This is a genomic window from Nocardiopsis sp. CNR-923 (assembly GCF_001942255.1).
In the GTDB taxonomy this organism is placed as follows: domain Bacteria; phylum Actinomycetota; class Actinomycetes; order Streptosporangiales; family Streptosporangiaceae; genus Nocardiopsis.
The window spans coordinates 216,437-230,239 of the sequence record NZ_MKKC01000065.1 but is presented as its reverse complement, the minus strand read 5'-3'; the positions used below and the strand labels follow the sequence as shown (position 1 = coordinate 230,239).

Sequence of the window (13,803 nt, the reverse complement as noted above, 5' to 3'; positions counted from 1 at the left end):
CGGGCGGTCAACAGCATCCTCCGGGGGCGCCGAAGTCCTCGCGGCCCAGTCGCCGGTGCCACTCGTGCAGGTCGGCGACCATGGACGGGACCAGGTCGAGGGTCTCGTAGGCGACGGGGTTGTCGACCCCCAGGGTCTCCAGCATGAGCAGGGCCCGCAGGGTGTCCTGCTGGGTGCGGGCCTCGCGCTGGCGTGCGTGGCCCCACCGCGCCTCGAACACCGCCTGGTGGAACGCCTCGAAGCGGTGCCAGGAGACGACGGCGCGCCGCCAGGCCCGACCCAGGGGGCCGGACCCGGCGGCGCGGTCGGCGCTCGCGCCGGAGCGCCGGGGGTCAGGCACCGTCTCCGGCTCCCTCGGCTGCGGTCTCGGCCGGCGCGTCCCCGCCCGTGTCCGGGGACTCCTCGGCGGAGCCGGCGCGGCGGGCGAGGAAGGCCCGACGCAGGGCGATCGCGGCCTCGACGGTCATCCACAGGGCCAGGCCGAAGATGGCCGCGTCCAGCGGCGCGAGCACGAACCGCTGGAGGGGGTCGTCGGAGCCGGCGAAGTTCACCAGCTGGATGACGAGCGCCCACGAGGTCATCACGACGAGGAAGACCAGCGGGACGAGGATGACGACCGGGTTGCGGCCCCGCTTGGTCACCCAGACCGCGATGACCGACAGCGCCAGACCCGCGGTCAGCTGGTTGGTGGTGCCGAACAGCTGCCACAGGTGCCCAGGGCGAAGTCTCCCGGCACCAGCGCCAGGGCCAGGGGCAGGGCGACCGCGATCAGCGTGGCCACGGTGATGTTGCGGGCCAGGAAGGTGAACACCCGGTGGACGCCGCCGCCCTCGCGCGCCCGGTCGGCCACGATGGTGCTGATCTCCTGGATGGTGTAGCGCTGTAGGCGCACGGCGGTGTCCAGCGTGGTGGCGGCGAAGCTGACCACCACGACGCTGGCGAAGACCAGGCCGACGCTCTCGGGCACGCCGAGGTTGCCGGCGAACCCGGCCACGCCCTGCACGAACCGGCCGCCCGCGCCGCCGCTGGCGGTCTCCCAGTCCACGTACAGCTGGTTCCAGGTCAGGTCCTGGTTGGCGGAGAAGACCATGATCCCGGCGGTGCAGGCGAGGATCGAGCAGACCGCGAGGGTGCCCTCGCCCAGGGAGCTGAGGTAGCGACGTACCGGGCGTCGGTCTCCTTGTCGAGCTGTTTGGCCGTGGTCCCGGAGGAGACCAGGCTGTGGAAGCCGGACACCGCCCCGCACGCGACGGTGATGAACAGGAGCGGGAAGATCGACGGCGAGTCCTCGGGCAGGCCGCCGCGGAAGGCGGGCGCTCGATCGTGTCCAGTCCGACGACGACGCCGAGCATGATGACGGCCAGCGCCAGCAGCATCTGGTGCTGGTTGATGTAGTCGCGGGGCTGGAGCAGCATCCACACGGGCAGACGCGAGGCGAAGAAGGTGTAGGCGAACAGCAGAACCATCCACACCACGGACGCGTCCACGCCGAAGGCGCCGGCGATCGGGTCGACGGTGATCGGGACCAGCTGGCCGAGCGGGATGCAGGCGTAGACGACCACCAGGGCGATGACCGACGGGACGAGGGCGGCCGTGCGGCGGCGGTAGACCACCTGGCCGACCCCGATCGCCAGCGGGACGGTGACCAGGACCGGCAGGACCGCCGCGGGACTGGCGATGAACAGTCCGGAGATGACCACCGCGAACACGGCGTTGACCATGGTCACGAGGAAGAAGATGATCAGCAGGAACATGACGCGTGCGCGTGCGCTGATCACGTCGCTGGCCAGCGTGCCGATGCTGCGTCCCTTGTGCCGGACCGACACCACGATCGACCCGAAGTCGTGCGCGCCGGAGGCGAAGACCGTGCCCAGCACGACCCACAGCAAAGCCGGTCCCCACCCCCAGAACACCGCGATGGCGGGGCCGACGATCGGCGCGGCGCCGGCCACCGAGATGAAGTGGTGCGCGAAGACGATGTGCTTGTTCGTGGGGAGGTAGTCCACCCCGTCCCGGTAGGTGTGGGCGGGGGTCACGAAGGCCGGGTCCAGTTGGTAGACCCGCTTGGCGAGGTAGACGGAGTAGTAGCGGTAGCCGAGCGCGAACAGCGCCAGGGCCCCGAGGAGGACGGCCACGGCAGGCATGGGAGTTCCTTGTGTGTCGGCACCCGGGCGGCGACCGGTCCGCGGGTGCTTTCGACTGGTAGAGGCGGGTACAGTCCCGAGAAACTAACATGAGACCCACGTCACGGAAAAGGTTGGATGTGAACGATTTGGACACGGCGTGGCGCCGTTCCCCAGCAGGTGAGATGTGCTGGCTGTCCGACGACGGGCCCGTCGGCGTGCCGGTCGTGCCGCTGCTGGCGGACCACCCCTGCGTCGCGCTCCCCCTGGCCTACCTGCCCGTGGTCGACTCCCTGCTCAACCGTGCCGCGTTCTGCCTGACGACGGCGGCCGGACCCGACGAACCGACCCTGGTCGCCGTGGGCCGCATCCGGGTCCGCCTCGACCTGGACGGCTCGGAGTTCGGCGGCGACCTGGTCGAACAGGAGGTGCGCAAGCACCCTCCCACGCGGCTGCGCGCGGCAGTCTCATGGCGCGCCGGGAGAACTGGTGGTGGATGTCGCGTGCCGTGGTGAGCCTGGTCGACATCGACCGCGTCCACAGCATCCCCCCGCGCACACGCCCGAGCGACGCGCTGCTGGTGCGGGAGGTCGACGCGGACGTGAGCGTGGACGTGGTCACCGCCGCGGACTGGTCCGGCGGAGTGGGCGAGGGGGTGGAGCTGTGGCTGCGCGACGGCCGCGACCCGGACGGGGTCGGCGAGGCGGCGTTCGTCTTCGGCCACCACGCCAGCCCCGACTACGAGCGGTGGGAGCGCTGGAGCCGGAGCGGAACCCTGGACGGGCAGACGCTCCGCGTCACCGCGGCCGACGGCGGACCCGACCCGGACCCGCGGCCGTTCGGGCTGTTCGAGCGGTTGCGCAACCACCGTCAGGTGGAGCGCGCGTGCCGGGCGGGGATCAGCGCCGCCGAGCGGCGCCTGGTCCGCTGACGGGCTCCCCGGGACCGGCGCCGCGGCCTGGCGCTAGTCCTCCACGCCCAGGATGAGGTCGGCCGCGCGCAGGCCGGACAGCAGCGCTCCGTGCACGGTGGCGGTGTTCTCGATCTCCGTGGCCTCCCCCGCGAAGTACACCCGGTCGGACATCGGGGCCGCGAGCGCCTCGCGGTCGCGGTCCCCCGACCCGACGGCCGTGAAGGAGAAGGCGCCGCGGGCGAAGGGGTCGTCCGTCCAGTGCGTGAGGTAGTGGTCGACCGGGTCCGGAGCCCTGCGGAACATGGCGCGCAGCGAGGCCATCGCGTGCTCGACGACGTCTCCCTCCTGCATCTGCGCCAGGAACCGCGCCGCGTTGCCGCCGTTGCGGCAGACCAGGACGGGCACGCCCCGGATGCGCTGCCCCGCGAACCAGTGGAACCAGCGCCCGCCTGCGTCCCCAGGTGCACGATGACCTCGGCGTCGCCCCAGAACACCTCGTCGAACAGCAGGAACAGCTGTTCCAGGCGGCCGTTGCCGAGGCGTTCGATCGCGTCACGCTTGTCCTCGGGCAGCTCCGGCGCGAACTCGACCTGTCCGGCCTTGAGCACGCCCAGCGGGAGGGTCACCACGACGCGGTCGGCGGTCAGGGTCTGCTCCCCGTCCGGGGTCTGGACCCGGACCGAGGCGCCGTCGCCGTCGTGGGACACCCCCAGCACGACGTGGCGCGGGCGCACGTCCAGCCCCTCGGCCAGGTGGTCGGTGAGCTCGCTCATCCCGTCGGGGAAGACGACGTCGTCGCCGCTGAACTCGTGCAGCGCGGCCACGGAGCTGAAGGCGACCTCCGAGGCGTCGGCCCCGTGGTCGGCCTCGATGATCCGGTGCACGATCTCGCTGGCGTCCCGGGCCCGGGCCCGGACCAGGTTGGCGTCGTAGAGGGCCTGCTGGATGCCCTCCTCCATGGACTCGCTGGGGTCGGCGCCGACGTTGGCCCAGTACATGTGCTCGTGCAGGAGGTTGACGTCCTCCATGTTGCGGCGGTGGCGGTCGAAGAGGAGTCTGCGGCCCTTGGGGTCGTAGGCGGTCTCGGTGGAGCGGTTGAACACGGCCGTGCGGGCGCCGACCTCGCGGACGAGCACGGCGAGCGGGTTGTTCTCCTCCCCGCGCATCCAGGAGCGCCCGCGTCGATGGTGAATCCCTCCCAGGTCCGGATCGAGTGGACGCGCCCGCCCATCCGGCTCCGGGCCTCGACCACGGTGACGCGCTCGCCCGCGTCCGCGAGCCGGGTCGCGGCGGCCAGGCCCGCCATGCCGGCGCCCACCACGATGGTGTGCCCCCGTCCGGGGGCGGCCTCGCGTCCGCGCGGTGCGACCTCCCGCACCGCCCGCTCCTCGGCGGCCGGTTCCCCAACGGTCTCCCCACTGACGTCTGCCGGGTCAGCCATCGCGTGTCCTCTCCTGTGCCAACCAACGATCGTGACCCTATGTTCACAAATGGACACTCCCGTGGTCGACACCCCGACACGGCCCCGCCCCGACCGGGCGCGGGGGCGCGCCGCGTGGCGGCCACGGGCCGCGACCGCGGCGGCGCGGTCGCGCAGGGCCGCGCGCAACGACGGCGGCGAGGGTTCCGGGCACGGCGACGTCGGCACGGCCTCCCACCCCGCCCGCCGGCGTCCAGCGTGTCGACGTGAACACGGAGAGCATCACTGCGAGCATCACCGAGCGTGAACAGTCCCACGGCACCCGCCGGTGGGCGGCACGAGGAAGGGCTCCGGCGAGTTGACAGAGCAGCGCGGCACCGCCAGGGGCGCGGAGAGGGTCGGCCTCCTCAGCCTCATGGCCCTGGTCGTCGGGTCCATGATCGGCGCCGGGGTGTTCTCCCTTCCGCAGCGCTTCGCCCAGGAGACCGGGGTCCTCGGCGCGCTCGTCGCGTGGCTGGTCGCGGGCGCGGGCATGCTCACGCTCGCCCTCGTCTTCCAGAGCCTGGCGGTGCGCAGGCCCGACCTCGACGCCGGCGTGTACGCCTACGCCAAGGACGGGTTCGGCGAGTTCGCGGGCTTCCTCTCCGCGGTCGGGTACTGGGCGAGCGCGTGCGTCGGCAACGTGACCTACTGGGTCCTCATCATGTCGACGCTGGGGGCCGTCTTCCCCGCCCTCCTCGCGGGTGGCGGGTTCGTCGCCGCCCTGGCCTCGACGATCGGCCTGTGGTTCTTCTACCACCTCATCAAGCGGGGCATCAGGGAGGCCACCGCGATCAACGCGGTCGTGACGGTCGCCAAGGTCGTCCCGATCCTCGTCTTCGTGCTCCTGGCGGCCTTCCTGCTCGACCCGCAGGTGTTCGCCCAGAACCTCACCGGCGCCGGCTACGCCGGGTCCCTGTTCGAGCAGGTGCGCGCGGCCATGCTCGTCACGGTGTTCGTCTTCCTCGGCGTCGAGGGCGCGAGCGTGTACTCGCGGCACGCCAGGCGCAGGAGCGACGTCGGACGCGCCACGGTCCTGGGGTTCCTCAGCGTCTTCGCCGTCTTCGCCTCGGTGACGGTCGTGTCCTACGGGATCCTGCCGATGAGCCGGATCGCCGAGCTGCCCCAGCCGTCGATGGCCGGGGTCCTGTCGGCCGCCGTAGGCCCGTGGGGCGGCGCGCTGGTCGGCGTCGGGCTGCTGGTCTCGGTCCTGGGCGCCTACCTGGCGTGGACGCTCATGGCCGCGGAGGTGCTGTTCGTGGCGGCCAGGGACCGGGACATGCCGCGTTTCCTGGCCGAGTCCAACGACAGGGACGTGCCGGTGAACGCGCTGCTGCTCACCACGCTGCTCTCCCAGGTCGTCCTGGTCATCACCCTCTTCTCCGCGAACGCGTTCGACTTCGCGCTCGACCTGACCGCCGCGCTGTCGCTGGTCCCCTACCTCCTGGCGGCGGCCTACGCCGTCAAACTCGCCGTGACGAAGGAGACCTACGCCGACGACCGTCCCGCCATGCGGCGCCGCGAACTCGCGATCGCCCTGGTGGCCACGGTCTACACCGCCTTCCTGGTCTACGCGGCTGGGATCGGGCTGGTGCTGCTGGGCTGCGTCTTCTACGTCCCCGCGACGATCCTGTTCGCACGGACCCGGCGTGAGAGGGGTGCACGGGTGTTCTCCGCCCGCGAGTTCACGCTGTTCGCCGTGGTGGTGATCGGGGCGGCGGTCGGCCTGGTCGGCCTCGGCGCCGGATGGATCACCCTGTAGAAAGGCAGGCGCATGGCCGTCGGCTCCACCACACCCGCGCACGGCGTCCACTCCGAGGTCGGACGGTTGCGCAAGGTCCTGGTGTGCTCCCCGGGGCTCGCCCATGAGCGCCTGACCCCCACCAACTCCGACGACCTGCTGTTCGACGACGTGATGTGGGTCAAGGCCGCGCAGCGCGACCACCTCGACTTCGTGGACAAGCTGACCGACCGGGGTGTGGAGGTCGTCGAGCTGCACGACCTCCTGGCGCGGACCATGGCCGTCCCCGGCGCCCGGACCTGGCTCCTGGACCGCACGATCGTCCCCAACCAGGTCGGGCTCGGCCTGGTCGAGGGCGCGCGACCCCCTCGACTGAGCCCGCCCGGTCGACGTGCGCCCGCCCCGGTCCGCCGCGGGGCGGGCGGCGTCGTGCGTCGGAGGGGTCAGACCTTGCGCCAGCGGGGCACCCAGGCGCCGTCGGTGACCTCGTAGTCCCCGAACAGCGCGGGCGCTCCTTCTGGAGGGTCTCGCCGATGCGGTGGAACAGCAGGCGGATCTCCTCCTCGGCCCCCGGCGCGGTGCGCGCCTCCAGCGTGTGCCGCAGCGTCCGCACGTTCGCCGTCCACACCAGTCCGGTCGCCACGCCCTCGGGCGCGAAGCGGCGCATGAACGAGGTCTTGTGCTTCTTCTCGGCGAACTTCACGCCCTCGTCGTCGAGGCCGAAGTGGTCCGCCATCCAGAGCTGGAACTCCTCCATCCGCTGGAGCATCTCCGTAGCGCGCTCCATGAGCTCCGGGTCCTGCTCGGCCCACTCCGGGAACCAGAACGGCAGGTCGGTCAGGCGCACGAACCGCAGCGACTCCTGGGAGACCGCCACGCCCGGCCGGTGCCGAATGAGTTCATGGGTCAGCACACGCGACACGTCGTGCAGCACGAAGCTGAAGCTGACGTGCTCCAGCACCGACCCGTGCAGGCTCGCCAGGATGTTGCCGAGGTAGGCGTCCTGGTCCTTGCGCACCCGGGTGACGTTGGGGTTCAGCCCCGGTTCCCAGGACCGGTAGCACAGCCGGCCGGCGAACTCGGCGAGGTTCTGCGGGTCGTTGAGGTGGGCGTCCAGCTCACCGCGGTCGAAGCGCTCCAGCCACGCCTCTCCCCCGACCTCCTGGAGGTAGTCGGCGATCTCGTCGTAGTCCACCTGGGGACGCGCGACCAGACGTACCTGCGGCTCGACCTTCTTCACAGCACCCTCTCCTCATGGCTCCCCCGCCCCGGGCACACGCCAACACCGTGACCTGGGTTTCCGGGCCACGGAGACGTGAACTGGGCTGGGCCGATTGGCCTTCCCCGAGGGTACACGCCCCTCCCGTGCCCCGCTCGCGGCTCCCGGCCGGTCGGGCCCGGCGTGGGCCGCCCCACGCACGGGCCGCGCCGGAGCGCGCCGCTCAGTCCCGGGCCAGGCGCAGGATCCGCGCCACGACCCCCTCGCCCACGGTCGCCGTCAGGATCGACTCGGGGTGGAACTGCACCCCGTACCACCGCGCCGCCGTGTCCTCGATCGCCATCACCACGGGCCTGTCACCGTCGAGTACGGCGGTGACGTCGAAGTCCTTCACCAGTTCGGGCAGCGTGTAGGTGGAGTGGTAGCGGGCCGCCGGGAAGACCGCCTCCTCGCCGAGCCCCTCCAGCAGCCGCCCCCCGGAGACCCGGACCGTCCCGGGCTTGCCGTGCACGGGCTCGGCGAGCGTGCGCAGCTCGCCCCCGGCGTGCTCGACCATCGCCTGCAGCCCCAGGCACACGCCGAACACCGGCAGCCGGCGCCGCGCCAACTCGTCCAGCAGGTCCGACATCGCGAAGTCCACGGGCAGGCCCGGCCCCGGGGAGAGCACCACCAGGTCGGGGGCGAACCGGTCGAGCAGGGAGGGTTCGAAGCCGTAGCGGACGGTGGTCACCTCGGCGCCGTGCCTGCGCACGTAGTCGGCCAGGGTGTTGACGAAGGAGTCCTCGTGGTCGACGAGCAGGACCCTCATCCCCTCGCCGGGGAGCCCGTCGGCGGGCACGGTGACCGGGTCGAGGCCGTAGTCCGCGGAGCCGTCGTGCGCGGCCGACGCGCCCTCCTCCCGCTCCCCCAGCGCGAGCGTCTCCAGCAGGCGCGCGCCTTGAGGAAGGTCTCGCGCTCCTCGGCCTCGGGGTCGGAGTCGTAGAGCAGGGTGGCGCCGACCCGCACCGTGGCCACACCGTTCTTGATGTGCGCCGTGCGCAGGGTCAGGCCGGTGTTCATCGAGCCGTCGAAGTTGACGACGCCGACGGCGCCCCCGTACCAGCGCCGGGGGCTGGTCTCGTGCTGCTCGATGAACCGCATCGCCCACGTCTTGGGGGCGCCGGTGACGGTGACCGCCCACATGTGGGTGAGGAAGGCGTCAAGGGCGTCGAAGTCGCGGCGCAGCGTGCCCTCGATGTGGTCGACGGTGTGGATGAGGCGCGAGTACATCTCGATCTGGCGACGCCCGATCACCCGGACGCTGCCCGGCTCGCACACCCGCGACTTGTCGTTGCGGTCCACGTCCGTGCACATGGTCAGCTCGGACTTCTCCTTGACCGAGGAGAGCAGCTCCTGGATGTTCTCGGCGTCGCCCAGGGCGTCCTCGCCGCGGCCGATGGTGCCGGAGATCGGGCAGGTCTCCACCCGCTGACCGGCGCCGGGCTCGCCGGTGACGCGGACGAACATCTCCGGGGAGGCGCCGACCAGGTACTCGCCCCCGCCCAGGTTGAAGAAGAACTCGTAGGGCGCGGGGTTGCGCTCGCGCAGCAGTTCGTAGAAGCGCGCCGGGGAGGAGCAGCGCGCGTAGGTGCGGTGTCCGGGCACGACCTCGAACAGGTCGCCGCGGCGGAACTTCTCCTTGGCCTCGGCGACGACGCGCGCGTAGGAACCGGGCTCGGGCCCCGCGGGGACCTCGGCAGCGACCACGCGCGGGGTCGGCTCGGTGGCGCGCTCCAGGCCCTCGGTGTCGGCCTCGGGCCGGTCGCCGTCGCCCGGGACGGTGAACTCGTAGGTGTGGCGCACGCAGGTCTCGCGCTTGCGGTCGCGGACCACGATCGCGTCGGGCAGGTGCAGGACCAGGTCGCGGTCGGCGGGGTCGCGGTCGATGTGCGGCTCGATCGGCTCGAACTGGAAGGCCAGGTCGTAGCCGAAGGCGCCGTACAGCCCCAGGTTGGCGTCGTCGGGGCTGCTCATCGCCGCGACGACGGCGCGGATCGCGGTGAAGACGCTGGGGCGTCGGCTGCGCTCCTCCTCGGTGAAGAACGCGTCGGCGTCGGCCTCGGGGACCGTGACGGCGACGTGGTCGGAGCTGCGCTCGCGGTCCTCGGCCGCTCCGACGCCGACCAGGGCGTCGGCGACCACGGGCAGCACGACGCGGCCGCGCGCGTTGAGGGCGGTGGCGGTGACGCGGCGCCCGCGCGCGCTGATCTCCAGACAGGGGTCCACGTACCCCAGGTGCCAGCGGGAGTAGCGGCCCGGATACTCCATCCCGGAGGAGAGGACGCCGCCGCGGCGGTGCTCGACCGCCCGCACGAGGTCGGTGAGCACCTCGGGGTCGCATGCGGCGGTGGTGCGGCGGACGGTCACGCCGCCCTGGGTGCGGTACGTGGTGGTTTCGACGTCGCTGGGGTTCACGGCCGGTCCTTTGGCGCTGTGTTCGGTCGGGTAACACCGGCCGGGGCCGTGGGAACGAAGAAACGACCGCCGGTCCGGGGCGGTCGCTGATCTCGGGTATACGAACCGGGTGCACCGCCTAGGAGCGGCGCCACCACTGGGAGACGGGTGTGTTCGCGGTTCGCATGCGACCGAGTGTAGCGGGTCGCGTCCGCCCCGGCCACCCGGCGCGGCACATCACCCGCCCAACCATCGGTAACGGCGCTCGGGCCGCCCGGCGGTCCCGTAGCGCAGCCGCACCTGCGCGCGACCCTGCTCGGCGAAGTACTCCAGGTAGCGGCGGGCGCTGACCCGGGAGACCCCCGTCTGGGCCGCGCACTCGGCGGCCGACATGTCCGCCGCCTCGCCGCCCTCGGACGTCACCCGGATCAGCGCCGCGCGGACGAGGTCGGCGGTCTGCGGGGTCAGGCCCTTGGGCATGCTCCTGGTCGGCGCGGGGCGCTCGGGCGGGCGGACGGCGCCGAACGCGCGGTCCACGGCGTCCTGGTCGGGCGGGCCCTGGGTCTCCAGGTCACGCCGGAGCCTGGCGTATCCGCGCAGGCGTTCGACCAGCTCCGAGGGCTCGAAGGGCTTGATGAGGTACTGCACCGCGCCGCCGCGCAGCGCCTGGCGGACCGTGGCGCTGTCCCGCGCGGCCGTGATCACCAGGACGTCCACCTCGGGCAGGTCGGGCCCGGCGTCGGGGCCGCGCAGGCGGCGCAGGACGTCGATGCCGTTCATGTCGGGCAGGTAGACGTCCAGCAGCACCAGGTCGGGGCGGGTGCCAGCGACCATCTCCAGCGCCTCGGCGCCGGTGCGGGCCTCGCCGACGACGGTGAAGCCGGGCAGGCGTTCCACCAGGGCCCGGTGGACGCGCGCCACCATGAAGTCGTCGTCGACGATGAGCGTGCGCACCGGCGCCCGCCCGGCCGGGGGGCTCGCCGGGCGCTCCCCGTCGCCCTGGTCGTCGGCTCGGCTCGTGCTCATGGACCCTTCTCCTCGTGGTCGTGGCGGTCGTGCAGGACGGCGGTGAACTCCGAGCCCGAGACGGTGGCCTCGCCTCCGCAGCGCGCGCACACCAGGGCGACGATGGCCAGGCCCAGGCCGCGTTTGCGGCCCGCGGCGCCCTTGGTCGTGAACCCGTGCTGGAACACCCGGTCGGCGAGTTCGCTCGGCACCCCCGGCCCCGAGTCGCGCACCGACACGCGCACCGGTGCGCCGTGGCCGCCGGCCACGTCCACCTCCACCCAGGCGCGCCGGTCGGGCCCGGCGGTCTGGGTGGCCGCGTCGAGCGCATTGTCCACCAGGTTGGCCACGACGGTGGCCAGGTCGGCGGCCAGTTCCTCGGAGACGGGGCCGAGGTCGGCGGTGGGCGCGACCCGCAGCTGGGCGCCCTGCTCCGCGGCCAGGCTCGCCTTGGCGATGAGCAGGGCGGCCAGGGACGGGTCCCTGATCCGCTCGGTGACCCGCGCGCTCAACCGGGCGCGGGCGCCGCCGATCTGGCTGACGTAGCGTGCGGCCTCGTCGTACTCACTCAGTTCCAGCAGGCCGGAGATGACGTGCAGCCGGTTGGCGAACTCGTGGGCCTGGGCGCGCAGGGTGTCGGTGGTGGTCCTGCTGGCGTCCAGTTCGTGCTGGAGCTCGACCAGGTCGGTGCGGTCGCGCATCGTGGTGACCGAGCCGACTGAGCGCCCCTCGGTCTCCAGGGGCATCCGGTTGAGCGCGACCAGGCGGTCCCCGATGGCCACGACCGTGTCGCGCCCGCGCACCCGGCCGAGCAGGACGTCCCGCAGGCCGTCGGGCACGTCGAGGTCGGCCAGGTCGGTGCCGACGCTGTCGGGCGGCAGGTCGAGCAGGCGGACGGCCGCGTCGTTGACCAGGGTGACGCGGTCGTCGGCGTCCAGGCCCAGGACGCCCTCCTTGAGGCCGTGCAGCATGGCCTCGCGGTGCTCCACCAGCGCGTGATCTGCTCGGGTTCCAGTCCCAGGGTCTGGCGTTTGACCCGGCGGGACAGCAGTAGGGATCCGACCACGCCGAGCACGCTGGCGATGCCTAGGTAGACGAGCAGATTGGGGGTGGCCAGCACGAGCAGTTCGCCGGGGCCGGGGTAGTCGACGCCCGCGACGACGACGCCGAGGATGGCGCCGCCCTCGCCGATGACGGGCACGGCGGCGGCGACCGTGCGCTGCCCGCCGGAGTCGGTGGCGCCGGTCCAGGCACGGCCGCTCAGGGCGGCGGCCACGCCGGGCAGGTCCGCCTCGTCCGCGTCGCCGTCGACGGGGCCGGGGTCCAGGGTGATCGCCCGTCCCTGGTCGTCGTGGATCACGACCATGTCGGCTCCGGAGAGCACGCGGATGCTCTCGGCCAGGGGCGCAGGACGTCCCGGCGGCTGGCGTCGGCCAGGCCGACGCGGACGGTGTCGCGCGCGCGGTGCTCTCGGCGACGGCGAGCATGCGCCTGCTTTCGGTCTGGCGCAGACGGACGTCGGACTGGGCGAGCGAGACCGCGGCCACCATGACCAGGACGGTCACGATGATGCCGAGTTGGAGGGCGAGGAACTGCCCGGCGAGGGTGAGCCGCCGCCCCGAACCCCCGTCCGCCCCGGCGCTCTGGCCGTCCGCGCGGTGACCGCCGTCGCGGGCTGTCACGGCCGCGCTCCGCGACCGCCCGCGACCACTACGACCACAACGTCCGTTACCTCCATTGCCCGCACAACAATCACAACGCTTCTCAACTGGTGTTTCCGTCTGTTTGCCTGTGTGTCGCCTCACAAAAGATCCGGGACACACCGGAGACATCCCCTACGGAGACACTATGCGGCGCATCACTTCCCTCTTCCCGTCCACGCCCGGACACGGGCCGACGAGATCACGGGCGCCGCGGCTGACCGCGGCGGCCGCGGCCGCCGCGGTCCTGCCGCTGGCGCTCTCCGCCTGCGGCTCGGACGGCGGGACCACCAGCTCCGACGGGACCTGGGCGCCCGACCGCCCGATCGAGATCACCGCGCCCGCCGCGACCGGCGGCGGCTGGGACACGCTCGCCCGCACAAGCGCCCGCCTGCTGGAGAGCGAGGGGCTGGTCGAGCAGTCCATCCAGGTGGTCAACAAGCCGGGCGCGGGCGGCGCGATCGGCTGGGCCTACGTGGCCGGCCACGAGGCCGACCCGCACAAGCTGTTCGTGACCAGCCCGCCCATCCTGCTGGTGCCGATGGCGGGCGACTCCGAGTACGACCACGACGACTTCACCCCGATCGCGCGGCTGGCCACGGACTACATGGTCTACCTCGTCCCGGCCGACTCCGAGATGGAGACCTTCCAGGACCTGGTCGACATGGTCGGCGAGGGCGGGGCCAACATCGGCGGCGGCTCCGGCCCCGGCAGCATGGACCACGTCGCCCTGGCCGGTGCGGTCGACGCCGCGGGCGGCGACGCCGCCGCGGCGAGCTACGTGCCCTTCGACGGCGGCGGCGAGGCCATGACCGCGCTGCTCGGCGGACACGTGGACAGCGCGGTCGTGGGGGTCAGCGAGGCGGCGGGCATGCTCGCGGCCGGCGAGCTGCGGGCCCTGGGCGTCTCCTCCCCCGAGACGGTGGAGGCCTTCCCCGAGATCCCGACCCTGCTCGAACAGGACATCGACTTCACCTTCGACATCTGGCGCGGCGTGATGGCCCCCGCCGGGCTGGAGGAGGCCCAGGTCGCCTACTACGAGGACCTGTTCGCCGACCTGATGGAGACGCAGGCCTGGCAGGAGGAGTCGGTCTCGCTCGGCTGGACCGACGCGTACCAGAACAGCGAGGACTTCGGGGCGTTCCTCGACGAGCAGCGCACCGCGTACACCGAGATCCTGACCGAGGTCGGGCTCCAGTGACCACGGAGG

The 13,803-nt window shown here is 72.6% G+C and carries 8 protein-coding genes and 5 pseudogenes; 5 read left to right on the top strand and 8 right to left on the bottom strand.

All coding sequences use genetic code 11. The features are described 5' to 3' along the window. Positions 1-7 precede the first annotated feature (7 nt). A complete protein-coding gene (locus BJF83_RS07100) occupies positions 8-340 on the bottom strand; it encodes a cory-CC-star protein (protein WP_394329306.1) in 333 nt (110 codons plus the stop codon). Further along, a pseudogene (locus tag BJF83_RS07095) lies at positions 333-2,144 on the bottom strand (carbon starvation protein A). Before BJF83_RS07095 ends, BJF83_RS07100 begins: the two are co-directional and overlap by 8 nt. A 164-nt stretch (positions 2,145-2,308) precedes the next feature. Here BJF83_RS07095 and BJF83_RS30390 point away from each other — a divergent pair. Then, positions 2,309-2,638 carry a hypothetical protein gene (locus BJF83_RS30390; protein ID WP_316042220.1) on the top strand — a complete coding sequence of 110 codons (330 nt, stop codon included), beginning with the start codon at positions 2,309-2,311 and terminating at the stop codon, positions 2,636-2,638. Next, positions 2,620-3,054 carry a hypothetical protein gene (locus BJF83_RS30385; RefSeq protein WP_316042219.1) on the top strand — a complete coding sequence of 145 codons (435 nt, stop codon included), beginning with the start codon at positions 2,620-2,622 and terminating at the stop codon, positions 3,052-3,054. The genes BJF83_RS30390 and BJF83_RS30385 overlap by 19 nt, the downstream gene beginning before the upstream one ends. A gap of 33 nt (positions 3,055-3,087) precedes the next feature. Here BJF83_RS30385 and BJF83_RS07085 read toward each other — a convergent pair. Beyond that, positions 3,088-4,477, bottom strand: a pseudogene (locus BJF83_RS07085) (flavin monoamine oxidase family protein). A gap of 307 nt (positions 4,478-4,784) precedes the next feature. On the opposite strand from BJF83_RS07085, the gene BJF83_RS07080 reads away from it, so the two are divergent. Together BJF83_RS07080 and BJF83_RS28630 are read left to right on the top strand one after the other, a co-directional pair. Further along, positions 4,785-6,257 (top strand): basic amino acid/polyamine antiporter, encoded by a 1,473-nt coding sequence (locus BJF83_RS07080; RefSeq protein WP_262391371.1) that lies wholly within the window; start codon positions 4,785-4,787, stop codon positions 6,255-6,257. Between the two features lie 12 nt (positions 6,258-6,269). Beyond that, entirely contained in the window at positions 6,270-6,728 is a 459-nt protein-coding gene (locus tag BJF83_RS28630) for an arginine deiminase family protein (RefSeq protein ID WP_316042218.1), read from the top strand. Here BJF83_RS28630 and thyX read toward each other — a convergent pair. From thyX to BJF83_RS28620, 5 genes and pseudogenes are all read right to left on the bottom strand, one after another. Continuing rightward, a pseudogene (gene thyX / locus BJF83_RS07070) lies at positions 6,680-7,476 on the bottom strand (FAD-dependent thymidylate synthase). The gene BJF83_RS28630 and the pseudogene thyX sit on opposite strands and share 49 nt — an antisense overlap. Before the next feature lie 202 nt (positions 7,477-7,678). Continuing rightward, positions 7,679-9,909, bottom strand: a pseudogene (locus BJF83_RS07065) (anthranilate synthase component I). A gap of 216 nt (positions 9,910-10,125) precedes the next feature. Continuing rightward, the gene (locus BJF83_RS07060) at positions 10,126-10,914 is read right to left on the bottom strand and encodes a response regulator (RefSeq protein ID WP_083678449.1); all 789 of its coding nucleotides are present in this window, start codon (positions 10,912-10,914) and stop codon (positions 10,126-10,128) included. Further along, positions 10,911-11,882 carry a sensor histidine kinase gene (locus BJF83_RS28625; RefSeq protein ID WP_262391370.1) on the bottom strand — a complete coding sequence of 324 codons (972 nt, stop codon included), beginning with the start codon at positions 11,880-11,882 and terminating at the stop codon, positions 10,911-10,913. The genes BJF83_RS07060 and BJF83_RS28625 overlap by 4 nt, the downstream gene beginning before the upstream one ends. 209 nt (positions 11,883-12,091) lie before the next feature. Beyond that, positions 12,092-12,259, bottom strand: a pseudogene (locus BJF83_RS28620) (histidine kinase); the annotation flags it as partial. A gap of 482 nt (positions 12,260-12,741) precedes the next feature. Here BJF83_RS28620 and BJF83_RS07050 point away from each other — a divergent pair. Beyond that, a complete protein-coding gene (locus BJF83_RS07050; RefSeq protein ID WP_083678448.1) occupies positions 12,742-13,794 on the top strand; it encodes a tripartite tricarboxylate transporter substrate binding protein in 1,053 nt (350 codons plus the stop codon). Positions 13,795-13,803: the final 9 nt, after the last annotated feature.

Excerpts from the sequence above, each read along its gene's own strand:
- BJF83_RS07050 (WP_083678448.1), top strand. The coding sequence starts at position 12,742 with ATGCGGCGCATCACTTCCCTCTTCCCGTCCACGCCCGGACACGGGCCG.
- BJF83_RS30385 (WP_316042219.1), top strand. The coding sequence starts at position 2,620 with ATGTCGCGTGCCGTGGTGAGCCTGGTCGACATCGACCGCGTCCACAGC.
- BJF83_RS28630 (WP_316042218.1), top strand. The coding sequence starts at position 6,270 with ATGGCCGTCGGCTCCACCACACCCGCGCACGGCGTCCACTCCGAGGTC.
- BJF83_RS30390 (WP_316042220.1), top strand. The coding sequence starts at position 2,309 with ATGTGCTGGCTGTCCGACGACGGGCCCGTCGGCGTGCCGGTCGTGCCG.
- BJF83_RS07060 (WP_083678449.1), bottom strand. The coding sequence starts at position 10,914 with ATGAGCACGAGCCGAGCCGACGACCAGGGCGACGGGGAGCGCCCGGCG.